The sequence below is a fragment of the Streptomyces sp. Qhu_M48 genome, assembly GCF_051305195.1.
GTDB lineage: Bacteria > Actinomycetota > Actinomycetes > Streptomycetales > Streptomycetaceae > Streptomyces.
Window position 1 is genome coordinate 3,454,659 of the sequence record NZ_CP195432.1, and the last position, 24,712, is coordinate 3,479,370.

Here is a 24,712-nt window from a genome sequence, read left to right on the forward strand (position 1 = left end):
CCCGCCGTACCGCACCCGTCACAGAACGGAACGCCCGATGCAGAAGGAATTCGCGGACCTCTCCACACCCCTGGTCGCCGACGCCTGCGTACGCCTCGGGGAGCCGCTGCGCGCGGCCCCCGCCGGGGTCCTGCCGGTCGTCCCGGGGCAGCGCGTCGCAGGCCGGGCGCTCCCCGTCCGGCACTACGGCAGCGTCGACGTCTTCCTCGAGGCCTTCACCGACGCCCGGCCGGGTGACGTCCTGGTCATCGACAACGCCGGCCGCCGCGACGAGGCCTGCGTCGGCGACCTCGCGGTCCTGGAGGCCGAGGCGGCCGGTGTCGCCGGAGTCGTCGTCTGGGGCCTGCACCGGGACACCCCCGACCTGGTCGGGATCGGGCTGCCCGTCTTCTCGTACGGCCGCCACGCGCCCGGCCCCGTACGCCTCGACCCCCGGGACCCGGACGCGCTGCGCACGGCGCGGTTCGGCGCGCACGAGGTGACCGCCGCCGACGTCGTGTTCGCCGACGACGACGGCGTGCTCTTCGTGTCGGCCGCCCGGGTGGCGGAGGTGCTGGAGACCGCCCGCGCCCTGTTCCGTACCGAGCGCGAACAGGCACGTCGCATCAGGGCGGGGGACACGCTCCGCGCCCAGACCCGGTTCGACGCGTATCTGGCGGGCCGCGCCGAGGACCCCGCGTACACCTTCCGGCGGCATCTGCGCCGGATCGGCGGCGCGATCGAGGAGTGATCCCCGCCCGCCGCGGTCCGGGCCCCGGCCCCCGGTGGGAGGGGATCAGCCCTCGAAGCCGACCGTGCCGTCCGGCAGGATCGCCTCCACCCGGGCGCCGTGCTCCACGGTCCGGCTCACGGTGCAGAACTTCTCGTGCGTCAGACGCACCCCACGGGCGAACACCTCGGCGGCCTTGGGGTTGTTGTCCGGCAGCTCGAACTCGTAACTGACCCGGATCCGGCCCACCCGGCCGTCGTCCTCGGGACCCGACACCGACTCCACCAAGATCTTCAGGTCGTCGTGGTCCACGGCCCGGGCCGTCCGGTCGACGACGAGGCCACCGCAGCCGCCCATCGCCGCGAGCAGCAACTCCACGGGCGTGAACGAGGGCTGCGCGTCGGCGTCGTCGGCGGCGGCCATCCGTACCTCCGCGCCCCGGTCGTTGCGGGCGGTCCAGTTCCGGTACCCGGTGCGTACGGTCTCGATCCGGTAGTCGGCCATGGCGGCGGTCTCCTTCGTCGTGGTGTGCGTGCTCGTACGGTACGGCCGTCCACCCGATCACCCCCGCGACCCCCGCCCGTCCGAACGGACGCGCCGCTCCGCGCGCACCCCGGCAGGGGGAGGCGGGGAGATCCGCGCCGTCCCCGGAGGATCTCCGGGCCGGCGCGTCTGAGTACCCCCGTCCGCACGGCTGAGTACGCCGACCGATACGCCGCCCGCCCGCCCGCTGCTGAACTGTGACCATGACCTCCGAAGCCGGGCGCAGCCGCCCCCTCCAGCACGTCACCGCCACCGGCACGGCACTCGCCGTCGCCCTCGGCCCGCTGGTGCTCGGCGCCCTGCTCGCCCGGTCGGTGGGCGGGGACCCGATGGTCTCCGTCAACGCCCTGATCGCGGGCGGCGGCCAGCGGGCCCGGATCTCCCGGGCGCAGCTCCGCTCGGGCACCCGGCTCCGTCCCCGCGCCCGGTCGTCAGTCCGCACGCCCCTGCGCTCCCGTACGGCTCCGCTGCCGCGCCGGTCCGGCCCGGTCGAGCGGCCCGCGAGCGCCCGTCGGCCGTGGACCGCGGCCGGGCGGCGCCGGTCGACCGAGACCTGACACCGCCGGTACGAACGGCCCCCCGCCGCACCCCGGATGAGCGATGATCAACGCATCCGAGCAGAGCCCGGGGCGCAGCGCCGGACCAGGACGAAGGGCACACCGAATGGCCAGGCGGCACCGCGTGCGCGACGACCACCCCACGATCGGCACCGGGGACGGAGCCGCTCCCGGCGACGGCGCTCCCGGAGCCGGCACCGGTCGCCGCCGGTTCCTCGGGTACGTCCTCGCCGCACCCACCCTCACCGTCGCCGCCCGGCTCGGCGCCGAGGCCCTCGCCCCGAGCACGGCCGCCGCCGCGGCCCCGGCGCTCATCCCCTCACTGCCGGGACCGGCCGAACTCCTCGACCTCAACGAGCTGCTCACCCTCGCGGCCCTGCCCACCAGCCACCTCATCACCATCCGCCTCGACACGGACGGCACCGCCCACTTCGCCCTGCCGCGCGCCGAGGTCGGACAGGGCGTCACCACCTCCAGCGCCATGATCGTCGCCGAGGAACTCGACCTGCCCCTCGACAAGGTGAGGGTGACGCTCGCCGACGCCCGCCCCGAGCTGCTCTTCAACCAGCTGACCGGCGGCTCCAACACGACCTACTCCACCTACACCCCGATCCGCGTCGCCGCCGCCGTCGCCCGGGGCAGGCTCCTGCGTGCCGCCTCCCTGGTCCTCGGCGAGGCCGTCGCCACCCTCACCACCAAGGCCGGCGCCGTCGTCTCCCCGGCCGGGGCGCTGCTCGGCTACGGCGAACTGGCCGTGAAGGCCGCCGCCCTCTCCGACACCGCCGTCGCGGTCACCCTCAAGGACAGCGCCCGCTTCCGTGTCATCGGCACCGGGCAGCGCCGGGTGGACGCCCTCGACGCGGTCACCGGCCGCAAGAGGTTCGCGATGGACCTCCAGGTCCCGGACGCCCTGCCCACCATGGTCTGCCGACCGCCCACCATCAACGGCACGGTCCGCTCCGTCGCCAACCTCGCCGAGGTCCGGGCCATGCCCGGCGTCACCGACGTCGTCACCGTCTCCACCGGCGTCGCCGTCCGCGGCCGTACCTTCGGCCAGTGCATCGACGCCGTGCGCGCCCTTCGGGTCGACTGGGGGCCCGGCACCGCCGAGGGCGCCTCCGACGCCACCGTCCTCGGCGAGCTCCGCAGGGCCGAACTCCCCCTGGTGGTACCGCCGCTGCCGCTCCTCACCAAGGCGGTCGACGCCCGCTTCACCTTCCACTTCGCCAGCAACGCCGCCCTGGAGACCAACTGCGCGATCGCCGACGTCCGGGAGGACTCCGCGGAGATCTGGGCCTCGCTCAAGGCCCCGATCGTCGCGCGGGAGCAGATCGCCGTCGCGCTCGGCCTGCCCGTCTCCGCCGTCCGCGTCCACGTCACCGAGGGCGGCGGCTCGTTCGGCCGCAAGCTCTTCCACGACGCCGCCCACGAGGCCGCCGAGGTCTCCCGGGCCATGGGCAAGCCGGTCAAACTGATGTGGCACCGCACCGACGACTTCCGCCAGGGCCGTACGCACCCGATGTCCACCTCACGGGTCCGCGCCACGTACACGCTCGGCGAGGTCCTCACGTACGAGCAGCGCCACACCTCCGTGGCCACCGACTTCGGCCACGGCATCGGCGAGCTCCTCACGGCGGAGGCGGCCCGGCTGCCCGTCGCCGATCTCACCTTCTCCCAGACGATGTTCCAGCTCACCCAGATCAGCCCCTACCACCTGGGCGTCACCACCCAGCTGCTCTCCGAGACCGACAAGGGCTTCAACACCGGCTCCATGCGCAACATCTACTCGCCCAACGTGCGCTGCGCACAGGAGCTCGTCATGGACGAACTGGCCAGCCGCATGGGCCAGGACGGGTACGCGATGCGCCGCCGCCTGGTGAAGGACCCGCGCGCCCGCGCCGTCCTCGACAAGGTCGCCGAGGTGGGGGAGTGGGGGCGGACCATGTCCGCCGGCACCGCCCAGGGCATCGCCGTCCACACCGAGTACCACTCCGCCGTCGCCGTGCTCGCCGAGATCGACTGCCGCCCCGCCACCACCGGGCGGCAGATCCCCGGCGCGGTCACCGGGCCCCGCGTGACCAAGGTGGTCTGCGCCGTCGACGTCGGCCTCGCCGTCAACCCGCGCGGCCTGGAGGCCCAGATGATGGGCGGCATCTCCGACGCCATCGCCCTCACCCTGACGTCCGGCCTCCACCTGCGCGACGGACACTTCCTCGAAGGCAGCTGGGACCAGTACTTCTACACCCGGCAGTGGAACACCCCGCCCGAGCTGGAGATCATCGTGATGCCGTCGACCGGCGAGAAGCCCGGCGGTGCGGGGGAGCTGGCCGTCGCCGGCGCCATGGCCGCCGTCGCCTGCGCCTACGGCCGGGCCACCGGCACGATGCCGACGGTCTTCCCCGTCAACCACGCCGATCCGCTCGCCTTCATCCCGCTGCCGACCGTCCCGCCCGTCCCCGCCTCGCCCACCGACGGCCGCGACCGCGCCCTCTGAGCTCTCCGAGACCTGGAGTACCCGTGCCTCAGCACACCTTCATCCTGAACGGCAAGGCCGTCACCGCCGACGTCGAGGGCGACGTCCGGCTCCTCTGGGTCCTGCGTGACGTCCTCGGCGTCACCGGGCCCAAGTACGGCTGCGGGGTCGGCGTCTGCCGCGCCTGTACGAGCCACCTCAACGGCAAGGCGTTCACGCCCTGCGCCGTACCGGTCGAAGACCTCGGCCCGCAGGACGAGGTCACCACCATCGAGGGCCTCCCCGACACGGTGGGCCGCGACCTCCACCCGATGCAGGAGGCCTGGCTGGACCTCGACGTCGCCCAGTGCGGCTTCTGCCAGCCCGGTCAGATCATGAGCGCGGTGGCGGAGGTCCGGCGCGCCAGGGAGGCCGGCCGGGAGATCACCGAGGCCGACCTCGACACGATCCGCAACATCTGCCGGTGCGGCACCTACCACCGCATCCGCCAGGCCGTCCTGGAGGGCGCCCGCAGGACGGAGTGACCCCGGCGTCCGTCCGGCCTCGGCGTCCGCCCCCGCCGTCCGCCCCCGGCGTCCGCCCTACCGAGGGGACGGCGCAGGCGACGGCACGGCCGGGTTCTCCCGTACCACGTCCAGGTACTCCGCCACCGCGTCCCGGTTGCGGGTGAGGCAGCGGATCCGCTCGGTCATCCGGTCCCGTTCGTTCTCCAGGGTCGCCAGCATCTCCGGGGTGGCGTCCGGGAAGTGGATGATCCGGGGCTTGTTCAGGCAGGGCAGGATCTGCTTGATGATCCGGGTCGGCAGGCCGGCCTCCAGCAGGCCCCGGATCTGCAGCACCCGGTCCACGTTCGAACCGTCGTAGTCCCGGTAGCCGTTGGGCAGCCGGTCCGCGACGATGAGGCCCTGCTCCTCGTAGTAGCGCAGCAGTCGGCGCGGTGTTCCGGTGCGCTCCGACAGTTCCCCGATCCGCATGGGACGCCCCCTTCAGATGCACGCTTGACCCTCACATCAATGTGAGGGTTCAAGCATAGGCGCATGGCCAACCACACCACGCCGGCGGCCCGTTCGGCCGCGCCCTCCGCACCCGGGAACCCCGCCGTCCCCGCCTCCGCCGACCGACTGCCCCTCGCGGCCCTGCTCGCCCTCGCCACCGCGGTCTTCGTCACCAGCCTCACCGAGACCCTCCCCGCCGGTGTCCTGCCCGCCATGAGCGCCGACCTCGGCGTCGGCGAGGCCGCCACGGGCCAGTCGGTCACCGTCTACGCCCTCGGTACGGCCCTCACCGCCGTCCCCCTGGCCGCCCGCACCGCCGGATGGCGCCGCAAACGCCTGCTCCTCACCTCGGTCGCCGGATTCGCCGCCGCCAACACCGTCACCGCCGTCTCCTCCTCGTACGCCCTCACCATGGGCGCCCGGTTCCTCGCCGGCGTCGCCGCGGGCGTCGCCTGGGCCCTGCTCGCCGGCTACGCCCGCCGCATCGCCCCACCGCACCTCCAGGGCCGGGCCGTCGCCGTCGCCATGACCGGCATCCCTCTGGCGCTCTCCCTCGGCGTGCCGGCCGGCACCTTCCTCGGCGAGGCGGTGGGCTGGCGGGCCGCGTTCACCGCCATGACCGTGATCGCCGTCGCGCTCCTCGGCTGGATCGCCCTCGCCGTGCCCGACCTGCCGGGGGAGGCGCGGGGCGGGCGGGCCCCGGTCGCCCGGACCCTGAAGGTGCCCGGCGTCCTTCCCGTCCTGACTGTCACGTTCACCCTCGTCCTGGCCCACACCGTCCTCTACACGTACGTCGCCGCCTACCTCGGCCATGTCGGCCTCGCGGGCTCCACCGGTCTCGTCCTGCTGCTCTTCGGCGGTGCCTCGCTCGCCGGGATCTGGGTCACCGGCCGGCTGATCGACCGCAGGCTCCGGATCCTGACCCTGGCCGGAACGATCCTCTTCGCCGTGGCGGCCGCCGTGCTCGCCGTCCCGTCCGGAAGCACCGCGCTCGTCCTGACGGCCGCCGTGCTCTGGGGATTCGGCTGGGGCGGCGCACCCACCCTCCTGCAGACCGCCGTCGCCGACGCGGGCGGCGACGCCGCCGACACCGCGCAGACGATGCTGGTCAGCCTCTGGAACGCGGCCATGGCGGCGGGAGGCCTCGCGGGCGGGGTCCTGCTCGACCTCCTCGGCGCCGGGGCCCTGCCCTGGAGCGTGCTCGTCCTCCTGGTCCCGACCGTGGCCGTCGTGGCGGGCGCCCGCGCCCACGGCTTCCCCGCCCGCCGGTGAACCCGCCCGACCCCGGGCCGTGTCCGGCTGACCTGTCCCCGTCTCCCGGCCGTGTCCGGGGAGCCCCGAGGCCGCGACTTCCCGCCGTGTCCGGGCAGCAGCGGGTCCCGCCGGAACGCACGAAGGCCCCCACCGAGGCGGGTGGGGGCCTTCGTGTCCGTCACGGAGGGGTCAGACGGCCGGCGGGACCCGGGGCGGGCGTCCCGTACCGCGCGTGAGCACGTAGCCGCCGATGCCCGCGAGGGCCGCGAGGACGCCACCCGCTCCGGTCCAGAGCCAGCGGTCGGACCACCAGCCGGAGGACCAGCCGTCCTCCGGGGCCGCGGCCTCGACGGCCGAGGGCCGGCCGGCGTCGGCGTCGGCCTCCGCCTGGTCGGCGGTCGTCGCCCCGGGCACGAGCGGCGCGGCGAGCGAGCCGTCTGTGGCGTGGGCGCCGCCCTGGTCGCGGACGCTCACCCCGACCTGGGTGGTGAAGGGCTGGCCGAGGTCCTCGTCCGGCAGGCCGGTGACGGTGAGCCGCACGTAGTAGCTGCCGGGCAGCGGGTCGTTCGCCCAGGCGTCGGCCGAGGCGCGGACCGGCCGCAGCACACAGGACAGCCGCACGGAGTCGGCCTCCTTCGCCGCCGTCCGCGACTGCGTCCCGTACATGCACGGCTGACGCCGTCGCAGCCCGTCGTACACGTCGATCCGCCAGGTGGCGGGACCGTGCCGCAGGGCCGCGTCGGGCAGGTCGACCGTGGCGTCCACCGTCGGGCGCTGCCCGGTGTCCGCCGGGAACACCCAGTAGAGGTAGTCACCCGTGGCGGCCGGAGCGGTCGCCCGCTGCCCGGGCAGGAACCTCGCGGCGGTACGGAAGGTGGTCCCGGCCTCCAGCGGACCGGCGGTGGACCGGGTGTCCTCGTCGGGGGACGCGGTCGCGGAGGGGGAGTCGGCCAAGGCCGCCGGGGCCGCGAGACCGAGCAGGGCGGCGCCCGCGAGCGCGGCCGTGGTGAGCGTGCGGACGGTACGCATCAGTGGGTCCTCCAGACAGCGACGCGCCAGCGGGACAGCCAGCCCCAGAGCAGACCGGCCACGAAGCCGACGAGTACCAGCGCGCCCAGCAGCCACCAGCCGCGGCCGAGGCCGAACGACGCCACGTCCGAGGCGGTCGAAGGACCGTCGACGACGTCGACCGTCAGCTCGATCGGCATGCCGGGCGTCGTCTTGACCGACGGGGGCGCGGAGAACGAGTTGCTGACCTGGAGACAGACCGTCTCCGCGGCCGGCTTGGCGTCGCCCGGCCCGTCGTCGAGCTCCGGCTTCGGGTAACGCAGGCCGGTCGAGATCACGTCGGTACGTCCGTCGCCCGTCTCGGAGCCGCGGACGATCTCCCGGCCGTGCCGGGTGACGGCGCGCAGCAGCACCCCGTAGTCGTTGTTGACGGCACGGTCGGCCGACACGCTGACGGAGGCGCGCAGTTCCTGACCGGGCAGCAGGTCCACCCGGTACCAGCGGTGCTGGCCGAAGGACTCGCGGTCGGTGTAGAGGCCGGGCTTCAGCTGCGGCGCGTCGGCGCAGCGCACCGCGCCCTCGGTGGCCACCGGGGTGACGACCGGGTCCGCGGCGCGGTCGACGAGCTGACGGACCCTCCGGGAGAGGTCCTCGGTGCGGTGGACCGAGGTGTACGTGCCTCCGGTCGCCTCCGCGATGCAGGTGAGCTGCTGCCGGGTCTTGGCGTCCGGCACCAGGCCCAGGGTGTCGATGACGAGGTGGATGCCCTTCGCCGCGATCTCCCGCGCCACCTGGCAGGGGTCGAGCGGGGCGCAGGTGTCCTCGCCGTCCGTGATGAGCACGATCCGGCGGGTGGCGTCACCGCCCTCCAGGTCCTTGGCGGCGCCGAGCAACGCCGGGCCGATCGGCGTCCAGCCCGTGGGCGCCAGGGTGGCCACGGCGGTCTTGGCCTCGGTCCGGTCGAGCGGGCCCACCGGGTAGAGCTGCCGGGTGTCCTTGCAGCCGCGCTTGCGGTCCTGGCCGGGGTAGTCGGCGCCCAGGGTGCGGATGCCGAGCTGAACCTCCTCGGGCACCGCGTCGAGGACCTCGTTGAAGGCCTGCTTGGCCGCCGTCATGCGGGACTTGCCGTCGATGTCCTTGGCCCGCATGGAGCCGCTGACGTCGAGGACCAGCTCGACCTTGGGGGATTCCTTCGGCGCCGGACCGTCCGCGGTCGCGCTCGTCGGCAGGAGCGCGACGCTCAGGGCGGCGAGCAGCGCGCAGGCCCCGGTCGCCAGCCGTTTTCTCGTGATCATCGCCGGATCGTATTGATGATCCTCCGACAATCCAAAACGAGGACGGGGCCGGGGTCGGACACACGGAGCCACCGCTACCGCCTCACCGTCCGCTGTGCCGACCTTCCACGCATCGGCCACAGCCCACCACGGTCGACGCCTACGGCACCGACATCGTTCCGATGCTCGGCGGGGCGTCACCGGAGGCGCGTGCGCGGTCCGATGCCGCCGGGCCTTCGGGGGACCGGTGGCGGCCCGGTTCCTCAGCGCTCCGTGGGGGCGAGTCCCCGCAGGCTCAGCCAGCGCAGGTGCTCGACGGCCGTCGCGCCCCTCCCGCCCGCGTGATCGGCGAAGGGCCATTCCCTGATGTCCTTCTCGCCCGCGTAGTTCCGGTAGGCCGCCAGTACGGTGGACGGCGGGCAGATGGGGTCCATCAGCCCGGAGCTGAACAGGGCTGGGGCCGTCGCCCGTCGTGCGAAGTGCACGCCGTCGAAGTGGGCGAGGGTCCCGAACGCCCGCTCGGCCGCGTGCGGGGCGTGTCGGCGCAGGTAGTCGACGATCTCCGTGTACGGCCCCTCGGTCGCGGTCTCGGCGCCCCGCCGGATGTGGCACAGGAACGGCACGTCGGGGAGGGCGCCGGCGATGCCGTCGCCGGCCAGACCGGCCACGGCGAGGGCGAGGCCACCGCCCTGGCTGGCTCCCTGGACGACGATCCGGTCCGGGTCCACGTGCGGGAGGGAGCGCGCGACGTCGACGGCGAGGACGCAGTCGGTGACGAGGCGGCGGTAGTAATGGTCGTGGGGATCCTCGATCCCCCGGGTCATGTAGCCGTGCACCCAGTGGGGGTACGCGTCCGGGTGGGGGTCCGGGGTGTCGTGGCCCTGGCCGCGGCTGTCGACGACGAGTTGGGCGTAGCCGGCGGAGGCGTACAGGAGGTGGTCGGTCACCAGGCCCCGTCCGCCGCTGTATCCGAGGTAGGTGATCACCGTCGGCAGCGGTCCCTCGGTCTGCGACGGGAGGACTAGCCAGGCGGCGACCGGGTGGCCGCCCCAGCCGGAGAACCGTACGTCGTAGGTGTCGAGGGTGGTCAGGGGGGAGTCCCGCACGGGACGTACCTCCGGAGCGCGGCCGGCCTCGCGGGCCGTCCGCAGGGACTCGGACCAGAAGGCGTCGAAGCCGTCCGGCTCGACAGGCGGTTCGTCCCGGGCGGCCGGGTGGTCAAGGGGCAGGTCGGTGTACGGCATGGGGGTTCTCCTCGGAACGGGGTGACCGCGCCGGGAGCGGGGCGCGGTCGTCGTCGGACAACGGGAGGGGTGGAACGCTGTCGAGTGCTCCGTGGACCCTCGCGTTCCGCCCTCCGTGACAACCCGACAGTGGCTGCCGAGCTCACTCTGCCCCGTTCTTGACAACGATGTCCAGCAAAGCCTTCCCGGTACATCCGGGGCCCGGGGAAATGACGCCCACCCCGCGACCACCGGAACGGTCGGACTGGCACTGCCTCTTCGAACCTGGCCGTCGCGCAGTCCGACAGCGGACCACGCCGCATACTCCCGCGCTTGCCGTCCACACGACACGACACCTCGACGTACGGCACAGCGCTCTCCACCCCTCTCGATACCGACATTCGACACCCCCAGCGTGATCGCCCCTCCGACTGGATTCACTGTCAGAAAGGCCGGAACGACGGGGTCGCCCCGGTCAGAAAGGCCCGGACTTCTTCGTGCGTCGGCTGGATGGCGCGGCGGTGGTCGTCGAGGTCCGTGCCGACGACCGGATCGCGCCGCGGGACGCCGAAGCGGTCGACTCGACGCGCGGGGCCCGCGAGGAAGTCGGGTGGGAGGTCGAGCGGGTCGGGGGCTCCGGAGGCGGTGCTGCCGACGAACGTCCGGTGGCTGTCGCGCTCCCGTCACCCGCGCTGCCGGCGGGAGCCGGACGCAGCTCGGCTGATGGAGGCCTTCTCACGACCGGGGCCGCTGATGGTTGGGACTGACGCTGCTGGATACCGGATCGCGACGCTGCCCGTGTTGTTCCACCTCTTGTGGAAGCACGAGTTGTCGACCGAGGAGGCGCAGCCCCTCTTCGGAGGGTGAGCCGGGTTCGGCGGTGTAGATGGTGAGGGTGAGGCCGGGTTCGGCGGCCATCTCCAGGCCTTCGTAGGCGAGGGTCAGCTCGCCGACGGCGTGGTGGTGGAAGCGTTTGGTGCCGGTGCCGTGGTGGCGGACGTTGTGGGCACCCCAGCGGGTGCGGAAGTCGTCGCTGCGGGTGGAGAGCTCGCCGACGAGGTCGTGCAGACCCTTGTCGTGGGGGTTGCGGCCGGCTTCGGTGCGCAGGATCGACACGGCGACCTCGGCGGCCTGGTCCCAGTCGGGGTAGAAGCGCCGGGAGGCGGGGTCGAGGAAGTTGAAGCGGGCCAGGTTGGCCTGGTTGTGGGGCGTGGCGTAGACGTCGTCGTAGAACGCGCGGGCGAGCTGATTGGTCGCGAGCAGGTCCATGCGGCCGTTGCGCACGAAGGCCGGGCCGGCGGTGACGGCGTCCAGGACCCATTGCAGGCTGCGGTGCGCCTTCCACTGCGGGCTACGCCGCCTGGGGCGGGTGAGGGCGTCGGAGCCGTCCGCCGCGTGGGCGAGGTTCAGCAGGTGGGCGCGTTCGGCGTCGCCGAGCTTGAGGGCGCGGGCGAGGGCTTCCAGGACGGCGGGGGAGGCGCCGCCGAGGTTGCCGCGTTCGAGTCTGGAGTAGTACTCCACGCTCATGTCAGCCAGGGCCGCGACCTCGCTCCTGCGCAGGCCGGGCACCCGTCGCCGGCTGCCGGAGGGCAGGCCCGCCTGCTCGGGAGTGATCTTGGCTCGCCGCGAGGTCAGGAACTCGCGGACCTCTGCTTGGTTGTCCACGCCTTCGACGGTACGTCCAGCCCGCGGCGGAAGGGACGCACTGGCGGTACACCCTTTGACCGTGCCTCGCCGCACGCGCCAGGAGCGGGTTACCTGGATGACGTGGTGCTTCTCGCTCGGCCGTGAGTCGGGCGGGTGGAAGGCCACCTGGTCCTGCACTCGGCGACGGCCGCTCCTCCGGTACGGCGCCTCGGCTCGCGAAGGAAACCCCTCTCATGCGCGGCGCGATGATCTACGCTCCCGGCGACATTCGTTTCGAGACGCTGGACGACCCCGAGATCCTTCACCCCACCGACGCGATCATCCGCACGGCGGTGACGTGCGTGTGCGGCTCGGATCTGTGGCCCTACCGAGGAGCCGAGCCGACCGACGCGCCCCACCCGATGGGCCACGAGTACGTCGGCTTCGTGGAGGAGGTCGGCTCCGAGGTCACTTCGGTCAGGCCGGGCCAGTTCGTGATCGGCTCCTTCGCCACCTCGGACAACACCTGCGCGAACTGCCGGAACGGCTTCCAGTCCAACTGCCTGCACCGCGAATTCATGTCCACCTGCCAGGCCGACTACGTCCGCATCCCCAACGCCCGGGGCACCCTGGTCGCCACCGACGACATCCCGGGCGAGCAGCTGTGGCCGGGCCTGCTGGCCGTCTCCGACGTCATGGGCACCGGCTGGTGGGCCGCGGACGCGGCCGAGGTGAAGCCCGGCTCGACCGCTGTGGTGGTCGGGGACGGCGCGGTCGGCCTGTGCGCGGTGATCGCCGCCAAGGAGAGGGGCGCCGACCGGATCATCGCCATGTCCCGCCACGCTTCCCGGCAGAAGCTGGCCCGCGAGTTCGGCGCCACCGACATCGTCACCGAGCGCGGCGACGAGGGCGTCGAGCGGATCAAGGAGCTGACCGGCGGGATCGGCGCCGACAGCGTGCTGGAGTGCGTCGGCACCGGCGAGGCCATGCGGCAGGCCCTGCACTCCGCCCGGCCGGGTGGCACCGTCGGCTTCGTCGGCGTCCCCCACGACGTCGCCGTCGACGGCCAGGAACTGTTCTTCTCCCACGTCGGCCTGCGCGGCGGCCCCGCCCCCGTACGCCGCTACCTGCCCGACCTCATCGACCTCGTCCAGTCGGGCCGTATCGACCCGGGCAAGGTCTTCGACCTCACCCTCCCCCTGGAGCAGGTCGCCGAGGGCTACCAGGCCATGGACGAGCGCCGAGCCATCAAAGCCCTCCTGAAGCCCTGACCCTCACCTCGCCGCACACGGGACCGCACCTGTCCGCGCCCTGTGGGGGCGCTCCCGCCGGCCGCCGCCCCCGCCGCCGTAGCCGCCGACGCCGAGCACCCCAGCCCCGCCGTCCTGGCCGAGCGCCTGTACACGATGCACACCGAACGCGACGGGTTCCGGCACCTCGCCGAGCCTCTGCCCGAGTGAAGGGACGCATTACTCCATGCCCTCCACACCCCGACGGACTCTGCTCCGCGCCGCCCCGGCCGCCGCCCTGCTGGCGCTCGCCGCGTGTTCCAACGACGCTCCGGGCGCGACCTCGCCGTCCGCGTCCTCCTCTGCGGCGGGACGGCAGGAGACCACGGCGCCCCCCGCCCCCTCCGGACCCGACAGGAACACCGCCATGGACGTCCGTGTCACCCTCGACGGCCGGCCCGTCGACGCGACCTTGAACACCAGCCCCGCCGCCCGCGACCTGGCCACCTTGCTCCCGCTCACCGTGGATCTGAAGGACTTCCACGGCACCGAGCGGATCGGCGAGCCGCCACGCAAGCTCACCACCGACGGCGCCCCCGAGCCGGCCGCGCCCGGGGTCGGCGACATCGCCTACTACGCACCGTGGGGCAACCTGGCCCTCTTCTACCAGGACGGCCCCTCCGCCTCCACGGACCTGCTCATCCTCGGCCATATCGACGCCGACGCCGATCAGCTGGCCAGGGCCGAGCGGATCACCATCGAGACCGCCTCCTGACCGCCCCCACCCCTCGCTCGTACGGAAGGAAGCCTTTGATGCCCGCCGCAGACGGGACCTCCCCCAGCAAGCCGCCCCTCGTCGTGTGGGTGCTCGCCGCCGGCACCTTCCTGATGGGCACCACCGAGTTCGTCATCGCCGGCATCCTCCCGGACATCGCCCCTGACCTCGGCGCCGGCGTCTCCCACGCCGGACTGCTGATCACGGCCTTCGCCGTCGGCATGATCGTCGGCGGTCCGACCATGGCCCTGGCCACCCTGCGCCTGCCTCAGCGCCTCACCCTCGTCATCGCCCTGGCGGTCTTCGCCGCCGGGCACGTCGTGGCAGCCCTCACCAGTTCCTTCACCGTCGTCCTGGCCGCCCGATTCGTCACCGCGCTGGCCACCGGCGCGTTCTGGGCGGTCGGATTCGTCATCGCCACCACCGCCGCGGGGCCCGCGAACGCCACGCGGGCCGTCAGCGTGATGATGGGCGGCCTGACCCTGGCCAACGTCGTGGGGGTCCCCGCCGGGTCCCTCATCGGGCACGTCACCGGCTGGCGCGGTCTGTTCTGGGCCCTGGCCGCACTCGCCGCCCTCGCCGCCGCCGTGATCGGGTACTTCATCCCCCGAACGGAGCAACGCGCCCTGGTTTCCGTCCGGGACGACATCCGGGCACTGCGGCACGGCCGCCTGTGGCTGGCACTGGCCTCTGCCGTGCTGATCATGGGCGGTGTGCTGGCCGTCTACACCTACATCACGCCCCTGCTGACCGACCGTGCGGGCATCCCGGACGGTGCCGTGCCGCTGGTGCTGATCGTGTTCGGCGCCGGCGCGCTGGGAGGCACCGCGATCGGCGGCCGGTTCGGCGACCGCCGTCCGATGGCCACCACGATCACGGCCGCCGCAGCGACCGCGCTGATCCTGCTCGCGCTGATCCCGCTGTCCACCACCCCGGCCGCCGCCATCACCCTGATCTTCCTCATGGCCCTGGCCGGGTTCACGATCAACCCGGTTGTCACCGCCCTCGCGGTCCGCGTGGCCGGCGACGCCCCCACCCTCGCCTCCGCGCTGACCACGTCCGCGTACAACACAGGCATCGCCGCCGGCTCCGCGCTCGCCGGGCAGGCCCTCGCCTCTTCCCTCGGTCTGACCGGCCCCGCCCTGATCGGCACCGTCTTCGCGGGCCTGACCCTGCTGCCTCTGATCGCCCTGGCCGTCACGACCAAGCGCGGGACGACGCGCACCGTCGCCCACAGCGGTCCCGACGCGCCTGTCCCGACAGCGCGCAAGCCCGCTGAAGCGACGTCGGCGCGGACCTGAACCGGTCCGGCCGTCCCACACCCCAGCTATCTGGAGCCCTCATGGACCTCAAGCGCCCCACCTATGACTTCACCGGGCAGGTCGCCTTCATCACCGGCGCCGGCTCCGGCATGGGCCTGGCCGCCGCCCGGGCGTTCGCCGCGTCCGGCGCCGCCGTCGCCCTCGCCGACATCGACGAGAAGGCTGTCACCGCCGCCGCGAAGGAACTCACCGACAACGGGCACCAGGCTCTCGCTCTGGTCTGCGACGTCACCGACGAGGACCAGGTCGCCGCCGCCATCGACCGCACCGTGGAAACCCTCGGACGGCTCGACATGGCCTACAACAACGCCGGCATCATGCCCCCGCCCACCGACGCCGCCGACGAAAGCGCCGATCAGTTCGACCGCGTCCAGGACATCAACCTGCGCGGCGTCTGGGCCGCGATGAAGCACGAACTACGCCACATGCGCACCCAGGGAAGCGGCGCCATCGTCAACTGCTCCAGCCTCGGTGGCCTCGTCGGCAATCCCGGCCGCGCCGCCTACCACGCCTCCAAGCACGGCGTCATCGGCCTGACCAAGAGCGCCGCACTCGAATACGGCTCCCGCGGCATCCGCATCAACGCGGTGTGCCCCGGCACCATCAGCACCCCCATGGTCGACGCCATGGTCGAAGGCGGAGAACTCGACCGCACCCAGGCCGAGACCGGCCAAGCCATCCACCGGCTCGGCACCGCCGACGAGATCGCCCAGGCCGTCCTGTGGCTGTCCAGCCCTGGCGCCGGCTACGTCACCGGAGTCGCCCTGCCCGTCGACGGCGGCTACACCGCCCAGTAGCCGCTCGGCTTCCACCACACCATCAGAACTGTCCGACCCCATCACCCCTCTCGCCTGCTACGCGGGCCGGCCCCACGCCATGACAGCGGTCAACGAACTCAGGAAGATCGCCGACCAGCGCGGCTCTTCCTGAACCTGCCTCCTCTCTCGCCCAACGCCCCCATCGGACAAGGATGAAGACCATGGAGCACATCACCTCGACCCCGACGGCCAAGGCCCCGGCCGAGCGGTTCACCGGCGACGTCTACCTCAACCCGATCGAGGCCCCCACCGCCCCCGCCCGCCTCGCCAGCGCCCTGGTCCGCTTCACCCCTGGTGCCCGCACCAACTGGCACAGCCACGCCAACGGCCAGACCCTCTACATCATCGACGGCATCGGTCTGGTCGGTACCCGCGATGGCCACGTCGTGCGCGTCAGCGCCGGGCAGACCGTCAAGTGCGCGGCCGGTGAGGAGCACTGGCACGGCGGCACCGACACCACGCTGATGGCGCACATCGCCATGGTCGTCGGCGACGCCGACAGCGACGGCACCACCTGGCTGGAGCCCGTCACCGACGAGCAGTACACCCACGCTCTCAACGGCACGAACGGGGGTTGACCCACCTCACGCGACCAGGAGAGAGATGGCTTCGTCGCGGCCGTCCCTCCGCTCCTTCAGCCGTTCGAGGAAGGCGTGGGCCGCACGGCGACCGACAGCGGTGTCGGGGAAGAAGAGGTACTGCTTCGGGTCCTTGCGGGTCAGGACGGCTCTGAGGGTGTCCTTGATGGTGAGTCGGGTGACCTTGTCGATGCCGGGTCCTCCGGCGGGACCCGTGCCCGCGAGGACGACCTTGCGTACGAGCCGGGGTTCCCGCACCGCGATGACCTGGGCGACGAAGCCGCCCATGGACAGACCGAGCAGGTCGACCTGGTCGTACCCGAGGGCCTTGATGAACAGCACGGTGTCGCGGGCCATCGCCTCGATGGTGTCGGGCGTGGAACCGCCCGACGCGCCGACGCCGCTGGCGTCGAAGGTGATTTCCCGGCGCTGGGCGGCGAGCCCGTCGACGACGCGGGGGTCCCAGTCGTCCAGGACCGCGGCCAGGTGGTTGAGGAGGATCAGCGGTACGCCGTGGTCCGGCCCGAGCTGCCGGTAGACGAATTCCACGCCGCGCACGGAGACGGAACGGGTCGGCGTGTTCGCGTACGACGTCGGGGTGGGGGCGGGGGAACCGCGCGCTGCGCTCATGACCGGGTCCTCGGATGGTGTGTGGGGGAGTGGGGTGAACGGGATCTCTCGTCGCCGGAGGTGACCGGTGCGTCGGCTCGATTCCGCCGTCATGCCATCGCGACGACGACCTTGCCGGCCCTGGCCCGTCCCTTCTCGACGTACTCCATGGCCTGGAGGGTGTCGTCGAACGGGAAGACGGTGTCGACGACGGGGCGGATCTCTCCGGCGTCGACGAGGCGGGTGAGTTCGCGCAGCTGGTCGCCACTGGCCTTCATGAACAGGAACGAGTACGTCACCCCATGACGCTTGGCGCTGCGCCGGGTCGTGAAGCTCAGTGCGCTCATGGCCAGGCGTAGGACCGCGTTGACGCCGAGTTCGCGGGCGAAGGCGGCGTCGGGCGGGCCCGCGACGCTGATGGCCATTCCGCCGGGCTTGAGGACCCGCAGGGATCTGGCGAGGTTCTCGCCTCCGAGGCTGTCCAGGACGAGGTCGTATCCGTCGAGGAGGGTCTCGAAGTCCTGGGTGCGGTAGTCGATGACCTCGTCCGCGCCGAGCTCCTTGACCAGATCGGCCGTGGCGGCGCTCGCGGTGGTGGCCACGTACGCGCCCAGTGACTTGGCCAGCTGGACGGCGATGGAGCCGAGGCCGCCCGCGCCCGCGTGGATGAGGACCTTCTGGCCCGGCCGTACACGTGCCCGTTCGACCAGCGCCTGCCACGCGGTCAGGGCGACCAGGGGGAGGGAGGCGGCCTCGGTCATCGTGAGGCCGGCCGGTTTGGGGGCCAGGTCGTCCTGGTGGACGGCGATGAACTGGGCGAAGGTGCCGATGCGGTCCTTGTCGGGCCGGGCGTAGACCTCGTCGCCCACCGCGAAGCGGGTGACGGACGGGCCGACACGGATGACCTTTCCCGCGAGGTCGTTACCCAGGACGAGCGGGAGACGGTAGGGCAGGAACGCCTTGAAGGCCCCGTCGCGGAGCTTGATGTCCAGCGGGTTGACGCTGGCCGCCCGGATCTCGACCAGGACGTCCTCGGCGCCCACCTGCGGGTCGGGTACCTCGGCTGCGTGCGTTTCGGCCGGGCCGCCGTACCTGTCGAGCAGGAATGCCTTCATCGTCGTCTCCGTTCCGTCTCCCTCCAGGGAGGGCGGGGTTTCCGTTCGTCCCGGGCTTCCCCCGGTACGAGACAGTTTGTGGCGTTCTCTTGACTGCGGGGCGGGGGTACCGCTCACTCGGCCGCGTCCGCTCTGCAGGCCCCCGGCACGACCAGGGCGGTCACGCGATCGGCGCCGCCTCCCTGGAAGCGGTCCAGGGAGGCGGCGATCCCTTCGGGGGCTCGCCGAGTGGCACCGCGCTGACCTCGCTCAGACTCGTGCCCGGGCCAGGGGAGCCTCAGGCGGCGCTCGGCTGCGGCGTGGCTGCCAGGCTCTGCTTGACGTACCGGCTGGTCTCGTCGGCGAGGATCTCGGGCAGGCCCGTCTCGATACCGTGCAGGGCCTGGGCCGCGACGTCGGAGGCGGCGGTCTTCTGGTCGGCGGGGACGCCGGCGGCCATGTCGGTGTCCATGTAGCCGACGTGCAGCGCCGAGACGGCGATCCCGCGAGGCGCCAGTTCGTCGCGGGTCGCACCGGTCAGCGCCCAGGCGGCGGCCTTGGACGCCGCGTAGGAGCCGAGTCCTGCCGGGTGCAGCCAGGAGAGGGCGGACAGGACGTTGAGTACGGCGCCGCCGCCGTTGGACTCGATGACGGGGGCGAAGGCGCGGGTCGCGGCGAGCGGGCCGAAGAAGTTGGTCTCCATCTCCCGGCGCACCTCGTCGGTGTCGCCTTCGATCAGCGTCGCGCCGGTGGAGATGCCCGCGTTGTTGATCAGCAGGGTCGCATCCGACGCGACGCGGGCGGCCTCACGTATCGACGTCTCGTCCGTGACGTCGAGCCGCAGCGGGATCACGCCCGGCACGTCGACCGTCTCGGGGCGGCGGGCCGCCGCGTACACCTTCGCGCCGCGCTCCACGAGCTGGGCGGCCAGGTGCCGCCCGAGGCCCCGGTTGGCTCCGGTGACGACCGCGACCGCGTTCTTCAGTTCCATGGCTGCTCCTGGTCTTCGGCGGGCGCCGTCGAGCTGCCCGCACGTTTTAGATTATGCAACCAATCTAAACACGGGTCTACGATAGATGCCAGTCGACATCCAAATGGGAGGGTGACCATGGGCCGCGTATCGAAGGCACAGGCGGAGGAGAACCGCAGGCGGGTGGTGGACACCGCCTCGCGGCTGTTCCGCGAGCAGGGCACTCACGTGAGCGTCGCCGACCTGATGAAGGCGGCCGGCCTGACCCACGGCGCCTTCTACAAGCAGTTCCCCTCCAAGGAAGCACTCGTCGACGAGGCCACCGCCCACGCCTTCGGCGAGCTCGCCCGGGCTCACTCCGCAGGGCTCGCACGGTACGAAGGGCGGCACGACGCCGCCCAGCGGGCGCTGATCGACGCCTACCTCTCCGTCGAACACCGCGACGACCCCGCGGGCGGCTGCCCGGTCGCCGCGCTGGCCACGGACATCGCCCGCGAAGGCGGGGGGCATGAGGCCCGTCGTGTCTACACCGAAGGGGTGGCCGACTTCGCCGACTTCCTCAGCGGTGACGACCAGGACGGCATCGTCCGTCTCTGCACCCTGTTCGGCGCGTTGGTCCTGTCCCGGGCCACCGAGGGCTCCCCGCTCTCGGAGGAGATCCTGATCGCCGCCCGCGGCGCCTTGGCGGAAACCGCCTGATCAGCGCCGCGGCGAAGGCGCACGTCGGTCACGCTCGCGGGCGTCCACGCTCGCCGCCGGCGCGAGGAACAGCAGGGCGGGCACGGCCGGTGCCGGCGGCGCGGCATCACTCGCGCCGAGCCGCTCGTCCCGGCGCGGCGGAGATGCCTCCCCGGGGCGCGCGGGGGTGGCGAAGGCTTCGCCGTGGCGGGCTCGGCGGGCTCGGCGGGGTGGCCGAAGACCGTCTCGCGCCGTCCCGCCCGGCGCCGGCGGTCTCACCGGATGGCGCGGGGGAAGGCGAAGGCGTTGTGCCCGCACCTGCTGACGCGCGGCGAACGCGTGTACGTTGCCGCGCGGGACGTGCGCCTCTCCCCGTGGTGCCCGCAACGGCGTTCGGGTCTCGTGCCGATGACGAACGACGACTCGGACCCGGCATCGTTGGTGCCGGGGGATGCCGCTGGCTGCCATGGCCCTGAAGCGGATGTCGCTGCCTGCATCGCCCTGAAATGGATGCCGCGGGCTGCCCCCGCCCTGAAACGTGATGCCGCGGGCTGCCACCGCCCTGAAACCGCGAAGACGATGGGGCCTGGATCCGGATGGCCCGGCCCGGCGGTGTCGACCCGCACCGGGGTGGCGGGCTGTCGGACGGTGCCCCATCGCCCGGACTCCGCCCTCCTGCGCTGGTGAAGCCGGCGCGGCGCTGGGCGGTGGGGGGCGTCGGGCCCGGCAGGCGTCCGCCTCAGGTCTCGCGCCGGTCATGTGACTTAACCGGATCCGTTCCTCTCTAGACAACGTTGTCAGTCGACGGCAGAGTGGTGCTCCGCACAGTTCGGAAGGTTCTGGAGAGGTGGGACGGATGGTGTACGGAGCGCTGGACATCGGTGGTACGAAGATCGCCGGGGCGCTGGTCGATACCGAGGGGCGCGTGGTGGCGCGGGCGCAGCGGCCGACGCCCGCGCGCGAGTCCGCCGAGGCGATGATGGCCGCGGTGACCTCGGTCGTGGACGAACTGGCCACCCGTCCCGAGTGGGCTTCGCTGCTCTGCCTGGGGATCGGGAGTGCCGGACCCGTGGACACCTTCGCGGGCATGGTGAGCCCGGTCAACATCCCGGCCTGGCGTTCCTTCCCTCTGGTGGCGCGGGTGCGGAGCCATCCCGCCGTCCCGGCGGGCATCGAGCCGGTGCTCGTCGGTGACGCGGTCGCCATGGCAGCGGCGGAAAGCTGGGTCGGTGCGGCGCAGGACGCGGCGAACGCCCTGTGCATGGTCGTCTCGACCGGCGTCGGCGGCGGCCTGATCCTGGGAGGGTCCGTACATGCGGGGACGACCGGGAACGCCGGTCACATCGGGCACATCACCGTCGACCAGAACGGCCCCGCGTGCCCCTGCGGCGCCCAGGGATGTGTGGAGCGCTACGCCAGCGGGACGGCGATCGCGGCGTACGCACTGGAATCGGGCTGGACACCCCCGGCCGGCCTTTCCGCCACCGCCCGCGAGGTCGAGGTCTCGGCCCGTGCCGGCGATGCGAGGGCGCTCGCCGCGTTCGACCGGGCCGGCCGCGCCCTGGCCGCCGCCATCGCGGCGACGGCCGCGCTCGTCGAACTCGACCTGGTCGTCGTCGGAGGCGGGGTCTCCCAGGCGGGCGAGCTGTTGTTCGCGCCGCTGCGGCACCACCTGAAGTCGTACGCCGTCCTCGACTTCACCCGTGGCGTTCCGGTCGTGCCCGCCGGGCTGGCCCTCGACGCCGGACTGATCGGCGCGGCCGCCGTCGGCGCCGCCACCGCCACCGCCACCGCGGCCGCCGTCGGCGCTGCCACCGTCGGCGCCGCCGCCTCCGGGCTGTCCCGCGCCGGAGCGGGCAGTCGGGGGCGGACGGCCCACTGATCTCCGGCCTCCACCGGATGCGGGCGGGGCCTTCTCCTCGTGCTCGCGTACACCGGCACCGAGCGCCCTTCAGGACGCCGTGGCGGAGCCCCGACCTTCCACCTCACCGTACGCACTCCAGGAAATGACCATGGACCTCCTCCGCAACACCGTCCAGCCCTACGACTGGGGCTCCCGCACCCTGCTGCCGGAACTCATGGGCGTGCCGCCCACCGGAGCACCCCAGGCCGAACTCTGGATGGGTGCCCATCCGACGGCGCCCTCCCGAGTGTTCAGGGGTGAAGTCCTGACACCGCTGGACCGGGTCGTCGCCGAGGATCCGGAGGGTGAACTCGGAGGGGTCACCGTACGCCGATTCGGGCCCCGACTCCCGTTCCTGCTCAAGCTCCTGGCCGCCGACGCACCGCTCTCCGTCCAGGTGCACCCGGACCTCGCCCAGGCCCAGGCCGGGTTCGCCAGGGAGAACGCACTCGGCGTACCCCTGGACGCACCGCACCGCACGTACCGGGACGGCCAGCACAAGCCCGAGATGATCGTCGCCCTCACCCCGTTCCGGGGCCTCTGCGGCTTCCGGTACCCGGCGGACACCGCCGACCTGCTCGACTCCTTGAAGGTGCCCGCGTTGCGGCCGTACATCGAGACTCTGCGCACCGTTCCCGAGCCCCAGGCACTCGCGGAGGTGTTCGGGGCCTTCCTCCGTCCGTCGGCGGACCTGCTCGACGCCGTCGCCCAAGCGCTGGCAGTCGCGGTGGCAGGCTCGGAGGAGGCTCACATCGCCGCCTACGACCACATCGCGCAGGTCTGTCCGGGCGATCCCGGGCTGCTGTCCGCCCTCATGCTCCGGTACGTCGAACTGACCCCCGGCGAGGCTCTGTTCCTCGGCGCCGGAGTCCCCCACGCGTATCTCTCCGGGCTCGGCGTGGAGATCATGGCGAGCTCCGACAACGTCCTGCGGTGCGGACTGACCTCCAAGCACGTCGACACGGAGGAACTGACCCGGGTCGTCCGCTTCGACGCACCCCCGGCTCGCGTCCTGACCCCTCGGGAGGAAGAGGGCGAGCAGGTGTATCCGGCGCCGGTGGACGACTTCCGCCTGTCGCGGTACCTCCTCCATGCCGGCGCACCGTGGCGGCGCGTGGCGCTGGACGCCCCGCAGATCGTCCTCTGCGCCAACGGGACCATGACCCTCTCCTCGTCTGAGGAGAGCATCGACATCGGCCCCGGACAGGCCGTGTACGTGCCCGCGGGCGCCGAGGCCGGACTGGAGGGTGTCGGCATGGCCTTCCGTGCCACGACGGGCACCGCGGAACGCCTCGGGTGAACGGTGAGGACGCCAACAAAACCATCCACTAAACTTAACCGGTTATGTTCCGCCTCTTGTGAGGGGCCCACACGGCCCCTAGCCTCAACTCGGCCGCCAGGAAACGGCAGGAGAACTCGCTGATCGACGAAGGCGATGACCCGAACCGAACTTGCGGTTAATCCCCACTGCCCGGAATCGAGCCGCAGCATTCTCCGGGCAGTGGGGCCCCGCTGCGGTCCGCCCGTCACCCGTGGGCCCGCCCCGGGCTACCGACCCCGGACAGCCGCGATCCCACCCCATGTCAGGTACCGCCGCGCCCGCTTCCCGGGGGCACGGCATCGAGTTGGGAGCACCACATGAACAGGACACGGGTCTTCTCGGCAGCGACGATGCTCGCCCTCGCCGCCACGATCACCTCGGTCCCCGTCACCACCCAGGCCGCCGAGCGCTCCGACGGCTTCCGCGTGGCGGACGGACGGCTCCTCGACGCCACCGGCAAGGACTTCGTCCTGCGCGGCGTCAACCACGCCCACACCTGGTACCCGGACCGCACCGCGCGGTCCCTCTCCGACATGAAGGCACTCGGCGCCAACTCGGTGCGGGTGGTGCTCTCCACCGGCACCCGCTGGACGAGGAACGACGCCGCCGACGTCGCGGCCGTCGTCTCCCAGTGCAAGGCCAACCGGCTCGTCTGCGTCCTGGAGTCGCACGACACCACCGGTTACGGCGAGCAGGGTGGTGCGGCCTCCCTCTCCGAGGCGGTCGACTACTGGCTGGAGGTGGCGAACGCCCTCAAGGGGCAGGAGAAGTACGTCATCGTCAACCTCGGCAACGAGCCCCACGGCAACGCCGGCTACACCGCCTGGACGCGGGACACCCAGGACGCCATCGGCCGCCTGCGTGCGGCCGGTTTCGACCACACCCTGATGGTCGACGCACCCAACTGGGGTCAGGACTGGTCGGGCACGATGCGCGAGAACGCCCCCGCCGTCTTCGCCTCCGACCCCGACCGCAACACCGTCTTCTCGATCCACATGTACGGCGTCTACGACACCGCCGCCGAGGTCGAGGACTACCTCGGCAGCTTCGTCGACCGCGGACTTCCCGTCGTCGTGGGCGAGTTCGGCCACGACCACTCGGACGGCAACCCCGACGAGGACGCCGTCATGGCCACCGCCCGCAGGCTGGGACTCGGTTACCTCGGCTGGTCCTGGAGCGGCAACGGCGGCGGCGTCGAATACCTCGACCTCGCCACCGGCTTCGACGCCGACCGGCTCACCTCCTGGGGCGAGCGCCTCTTCCACGGCCCCGACGGCATCCGCCAGACCTCGAAGGAGGCCGGCGTCTACCGGCGCGGCTGCTCCATCGCCTACCGGCTCGACGACTGGGGCACCGGCTTCAACGCCGACATCACCGTCCGCAACACCGGCGAACAGCCCCTCAAGGGCTGGAAGCTGGACTTCGAGCTCCCCGCCGGGACCACGCTGAACTCCGCCTGGAACGCCTCCGTCACCCAGACCGGCCGGCAGGTCCGCGCCACCGACGAGTCCTGGACCGAGTCCGTCCCGGTCGGTCGGGCCGTGAGCTTCGGCGTCAACGTCGCGGGCCCCGGTGCCGTGCCCGCCTCCTTCAGCCTCGACGGCGTTCCCTGCGCCAAGGGCTGACCCCGGTACCGCACTCGCCGCGCCGGGTACGAGAGGAGCGGGTTCGCCGGCACGTCCCTGCCCCGGAACCCGCTCCCTGCCCGCTACCGTCGCCTCCTTGAGGGGAACGCACGACGTTGAGGGGCTGC

The 24,712-nt window shown here is 72.6% G+C and carries 24 protein-coding genes; 15 read left to right on the forward strand and 9 right to left on the reverse strand.

Features of this window, described 5'->3' with window-relative positions; all coding sequences use genetic code 11:
- Positions 1-37: 37 nt before the first annotated feature.
- Positions 38-730 (forward strand): RraA family protein, encoded by a 693-nt coding sequence (locus ACRRSS_RS15795; RefSeq protein ID WP_435971847.1) that lies wholly within the window; start codon positions 38-40, stop codon positions 728-730.
- 45 nt (positions 731-775) lie between these two features.
- Here ACRRSS_RS15795 and ACRRSS_RS15800 read toward each other — a convergent pair whose 3' ends face one another.
- The gene (locus ACRRSS_RS15800) at positions 776-1,213 is read right to left on the reverse strand and encodes an OsmC family protein (RefSeq protein WP_435971848.1); all 438 of its coding nucleotides are present in this window, start codon (positions 1,211-1,213) and stop codon (positions 776-778) included.
- A gap of 242 nt (positions 1,214-1,455) precedes the next feature.
- On the opposite strand from ACRRSS_RS15800, the gene ACRRSS_RS15805 reads away from it, so the two are divergent.
- The 3 genes from ACRRSS_RS15805 (at position 1,456) to ACRRSS_RS15815 (ending at position 4,806) form a co-directional block, all read left to right on the forward strand.
- A complete protein-coding gene (locus ACRRSS_RS15805) occupies positions 1,456-1,809 on the forward strand; it encodes a hypothetical protein (protein WP_435971849.1) in 354 nt (117 codons plus the stop codon).
- Positions 1,810-1,915: 106 nt separating this feature from the next.
- Entirely contained in the window at positions 1,916-4,303 is a 2,388-nt protein-coding gene (locus tag ACRRSS_RS15810; protein ID WP_435971850.1) for a molybdopterin cofactor-binding domain-containing protein, read from the forward strand.
- Between the two features lie 23 nt (positions 4,304-4,326).
- Positions 4,327-4,806 carry a (2Fe-2S)-binding protein gene (locus tag ACRRSS_RS15815; protein WP_435971851.1) on the forward strand — a complete coding sequence of 160 codons (480 nt, stop codon included), beginning with the start codon at positions 4,327-4,329 and terminating at the stop codon, positions 4,804-4,806.
- A 57-nt stretch (positions 4,807-4,863) separates the two neighbouring features.
- Here ACRRSS_RS15815 and ACRRSS_RS15820 read toward each other — a convergent pair whose 3' ends face one another.
- Positions 4,864-5,256 carry a MerR family transcriptional regulator gene (locus ACRRSS_RS15820; RefSeq protein WP_435971852.1) on the reverse strand — a complete coding sequence of 131 codons (393 nt, stop codon included), beginning with the start codon at positions 5,254-5,256 and terminating at the stop codon, positions 4,864-4,866.
- A gap of 63 nt (positions 5,257-5,319) precedes the next feature.
- Here ACRRSS_RS15820 and ACRRSS_RS15825 point away from each other — a divergent pair, with 63 nt between their 5' ends.
- Positions 5,320-6,549, forward strand: a complete 1,230-nt coding sequence (locus ACRRSS_RS15825; RefSeq protein WP_435971853.1) for an MFS transporter — start codon at positions 5,320-5,322, stop codon at positions 6,547-6,549.
- A gap of 171 nt (positions 6,550-6,720) precedes the next feature.
- Here the strand turns inward: ACRRSS_RS15825 and ACRRSS_RS15830 are convergent, their stop codons facing one another.
- From ACRRSS_RS15830 to ACRRSS_RS15845, 4 genes are all read right to left on the reverse strand, one after another.
- Positions 6,721-7,560, reverse strand: coding sequence for a hypothetical protein (locus ACRRSS_RS15830; protein ID WP_435971854.1), 840 nt, complete (start codon positions 7,558-7,560; stop codon positions 6,721-6,723).
- Positions 7,560-8,834: a VWA domain-containing protein gene (locus ACRRSS_RS15835; RefSeq protein ID WP_435971855.1), complete on the reverse strand. Its 1,275-nt coding sequence runs from the start codon at positions 8,832-8,834 to the stop codon at positions 7,560-7,562. Before ACRRSS_RS15835 ends, ACRRSS_RS15830 begins: the two co-directional genes overlap by 1 nt.
- A gap of 242 nt (positions 8,835-9,076) precedes the next feature.
- The gene (locus ACRRSS_RS15840; RefSeq protein WP_435971856.1) at positions 9,077-10,057 is read right to left on the reverse strand and encodes an acetylxylan esterase; all 981 of its coding nucleotides are present in this window, start codon (positions 10,055-10,057) and stop codon (positions 9,077-9,079) included.
- 714 nt (positions 10,058-10,771) lie between these two features.
- Entirely contained in the window at positions 10,772-11,701 is a 930-nt protein-coding gene (locus ACRRSS_RS15845; RefSeq protein WP_435971857.1) for a helix-turn-helix transcriptional regulator, read from the reverse strand.
- A 215-nt stretch (positions 11,702-11,916) separates the two neighbouring features.
- On the opposite strand from ACRRSS_RS15845, the gene ACRRSS_RS15850 reads away from it, so the two are divergent.
- The 6 genes from ACRRSS_RS15850 (at position 11,917) to ACRRSS_RS15875 (ending at position 16,384) form a co-directional block, all read left to right on the forward strand.
- The gene (locus ACRRSS_RS15850) at positions 11,917-12,933 is read left to right on the forward strand and encodes a zinc-dependent alcohol dehydrogenase family protein (protein ID WP_435971858.1); all 1,017 of its coding nucleotides are present in this window, start codon (positions 11,917-11,919) and stop codon (positions 12,931-12,933) included.
- A 42-nt stretch (positions 12,934-12,975) separates the two neighbouring features.
- Positions 12,976-13,122, forward strand: a complete 147-nt coding sequence (locus ACRRSS_RS15855) for a hypothetical protein (protein WP_435971859.1) — start codon at positions 12,976-12,978, stop codon at positions 13,120-13,122.
- 16 nt (positions 13,123-13,138) lie between these two features.
- The gene (locus ACRRSS_RS15860) at positions 13,139-13,666 is read left to right on the forward strand and encodes a cyclophilin-like fold protein (RefSeq protein ID WP_435971860.1); all 528 of its coding nucleotides are present in this window, start codon (positions 13,139-13,141) and stop codon (positions 13,664-13,666) included.
- Between the two features lie 38 nt (positions 13,667-13,704).
- Positions 13,705-14,967: an MFS transporter gene (locus ACRRSS_RS15865; protein WP_435971861.1), complete on the forward strand. Its 1,263-nt coding sequence runs from the start codon at positions 13,705-13,707 to the stop codon at positions 14,965-14,967.
- Between the two features lie 41 nt (positions 14,968-15,008).
- Positions 15,009-15,785 carry an SDR family NAD(P)-dependent oxidoreductase gene (locus ACRRSS_RS15870; protein WP_435971862.1) on the forward strand — a complete coding sequence of 259 codons (777 nt, stop codon included), beginning with the start codon at positions 15,009-15,011 and terminating at the stop codon, positions 15,783-15,785.
- A gap of 182 nt (positions 15,786-15,967) precedes the next feature.
- The gene (locus ACRRSS_RS15875; protein WP_435971863.1) at positions 15,968-16,384 is read left to right on the forward strand and encodes a (R)-mandelonitrile lyase; all 417 of its coding nucleotides are present in this window, start codon (positions 15,968-15,970) and stop codon (positions 16,382-16,384) included.
- 6 nt (positions 16,385-16,390) lie between these two features.
- Here ACRRSS_RS15875 and ACRRSS_RS15880 read toward each other — a convergent pair whose 3' ends face one another.
- From ACRRSS_RS15880 to ACRRSS_RS15890, 3 genes are all read right to left on the reverse strand, one after another.
- Positions 16,391-17,014: an alpha/beta fold hydrolase gene (locus tag ACRRSS_RS15880; RefSeq protein ID WP_435971864.1), complete on the reverse strand. Its 624-nt coding sequence runs from the start codon at positions 17,012-17,014 to the stop codon at positions 16,391-16,393.
- An 89-nt stretch (positions 17,015-17,103) separates the two neighbouring features.
- Positions 17,104-18,108: an NADP-dependent oxidoreductase gene (locus ACRRSS_RS15885; RefSeq protein WP_435971865.1), complete on the reverse strand. Its 1,005-nt coding sequence runs from the start codon at positions 18,106-18,108 to the stop codon at positions 17,104-17,106.
- 277 nt (positions 18,109-18,385) lie between these two features.
- Positions 18,386-19,078: an SDR family oxidoreductase gene (locus tag ACRRSS_RS15890; protein ID WP_435971866.1), complete on the reverse strand. Its 693-nt coding sequence runs from the start codon at positions 19,076-19,078 to the stop codon at positions 18,386-18,388.
- Positions 19,079-19,195: 117 nt separating this feature from the next.
- Here ACRRSS_RS15890 and ACRRSS_RS15895 point away from each other — a divergent pair, with 117 nt between their 5' ends.
- The 4 genes from ACRRSS_RS15895 (at position 19,196) to ACRRSS_RS15910 (ending at position 24,584) form a co-directional block, all read left to right on the forward strand.
- Entirely contained in the window at positions 19,196-19,756 is a 561-nt protein-coding gene (locus ACRRSS_RS15895) for a TetR/AcrR family transcriptional regulator (protein ID WP_435971867.1), read from the forward strand.
- 835 nt (positions 19,757-20,591) lie between these two features.
- Positions 20,592-21,617: an ROK family protein gene (locus tag ACRRSS_RS15900; protein WP_435971868.1), complete on the forward strand. Its 1,026-nt coding sequence runs from the start codon at positions 20,592-20,594 to the stop codon at positions 21,615-21,617.
- A gap of 130 nt (positions 21,618-21,747) precedes the next feature.
- Positions 21,748-22,938, forward strand: coding sequence for a mannose-6-phosphate isomerase, class I (gene manA, locus ACRRSS_RS15905; RefSeq protein ID WP_435971869.1), 1,191 nt, complete (start codon positions 21,748-21,750; stop codon positions 22,936-22,938).
- A 338-nt stretch (positions 22,939-23,276) separates the two neighbouring features.
- Entirely contained in the window at positions 23,277-24,584 is a 1,308-nt protein-coding gene (locus ACRRSS_RS15910) for a cellulase family glycosylhydrolase (protein WP_435971870.1), read from the forward strand.
- Positions 24,585-24,712: the final 128 nt, after the last annotated feature.

Bases quoted from the DNA above. Each gene is read 5' to 3' on its own strand.
- ACRRSS_RS15850 (WP_435971858.1), top strand. From the start codon at position 11,917: ATGCGCGGCGCGATGATCTACGCTCCCGGCGACATTCGTTTCGAGACG.
- ACRRSS_RS15800 (WP_435971848.1), bottom strand. From the start codon at position 1,213: ATGGCCGACTACCGGATCGAGACCGTACGCACCGGGTACCGGAACTGG.
- ACRRSS_RS15805 (WP_435971849.1), top strand. From the start codon at position 1,456: ATGACCTCCGAAGCCGGGCGCAGCCGCCCCCTCCAGCACGTCACCGCC.
- ACRRSS_RS15825 (WP_435971853.1), top strand. From the start codon at position 5,320: ATGGCCAACCACACCACGCCGGCGGCCCGTTCGGCCGCGCCCTCCGCA.
- ACRRSS_RS15830 (WP_435971854.1), bottom strand. From the start codon at position 7,560: ATGCGTACCGTCCGCACGCTCACCACGGCCGCGCTCGCGGGCGCCGCC.
- ACRRSS_RS15810 (WP_435971850.1), top strand. From the start codon at position 1,916: ATGGCCAGGCGGCACCGCGTGCGCGACGACCACCCCACGATCGGCACC.
- ACRRSS_RS15900 (WP_435971868.1), top strand. From the start codon at position 20,592: ATGGTGTACGGAGCGCTGGACATCGGTGGTACGAAGATCGCCGGGGCG.
- ACRRSS_RS15820 (WP_435971852.1), bottom strand. From the start codon at position 5,256: ATGCGGATCGGGGAACTGTCGGAGCGCACCGGAACACCGCGCCGACTG.
- ACRRSS_RS15895 (WP_435971867.1), top strand. From the start codon at position 19,196: ATGGGCCGCGTATCGAAGGCACAGGCGGAGGAGAACCGCAGGCGGGTG.
- ACRRSS_RS15890 (WP_435971866.1), bottom strand. From the start codon at position 19,078: ATGGAACTGAAGAACGCGGTCGCGGTCGTCACCGGAGCCAACCGGGGC.
- ACRRSS_RS15885 (WP_435971865.1), bottom strand. From the start codon at position 18,108: ATGAAGGCATTCCTGCTCGACAGGTACGGCGGCCCGGCCGAAACGCAC.
- ACRRSS_RS15910 (WP_435971870.1), top strand. From the start codon at position 23,277: ATGAACAGGACACGGGTCTTCTCGGCAGCGACGATGCTCGCCCTCGCC.
- manA (WP_435971869.1), top strand. From the start codon at position 21,748: ATGGACCTCCTCCGCAACACCGTCCAGCCCTACGACTGGGGCTCCCGC.
- ACRRSS_RS15865 (WP_435971861.1), top strand. From the start codon at position 13,705: ATGCCCGCCGCAGACGGGACCTCCCCCAGCAAGCCGCCCCTCGTCGTG.
- ACRRSS_RS15870 (WP_435971862.1), top strand. From the start codon at position 15,009: ATGGACCTCAAGCGCCCCACCTATGACTTCACCGGGCAGGTCGCCTTC.
- ACRRSS_RS15880 (WP_435971864.1), bottom strand. From the start codon at position 17,014: ATGAGCGCAGCGCGCGGTTCCCCCGCCCCCACCCCGACGTCGTACGCG.
- ACRRSS_RS15835 (WP_435971855.1), bottom strand. From the start codon at position 8,834: ATGATCACGAGAAAACGGCTGGCGACCGGGGCCTGCGCGCTGCTCGCC.
- ACRRSS_RS15795 (WP_435971847.1), top strand. From the start codon at position 38: ATGCAGAAGGAATTCGCGGACCTCTCCACACCCCTGGTCGCCGACGCC.
- ACRRSS_RS15840 (WP_435971856.1), bottom strand. From the start codon at position 10,057: ATGCCGTACACCGACCTGCCCCTTGACCACCCGGCCGCCCGGGACGAA.
- ACRRSS_RS15860 (WP_435971860.1), top strand. From the start codon at position 13,139: ATGCCCTCCACACCCCGACGGACTCTGCTCCGCGCCGCCCCGGCCGCC.
- ACRRSS_RS15875 (WP_435971863.1), top strand. From the start codon at position 15,968: ATGGAGCACATCACCTCGACCCCGACGGCCAAGGCCCCGGCCGAGCGG.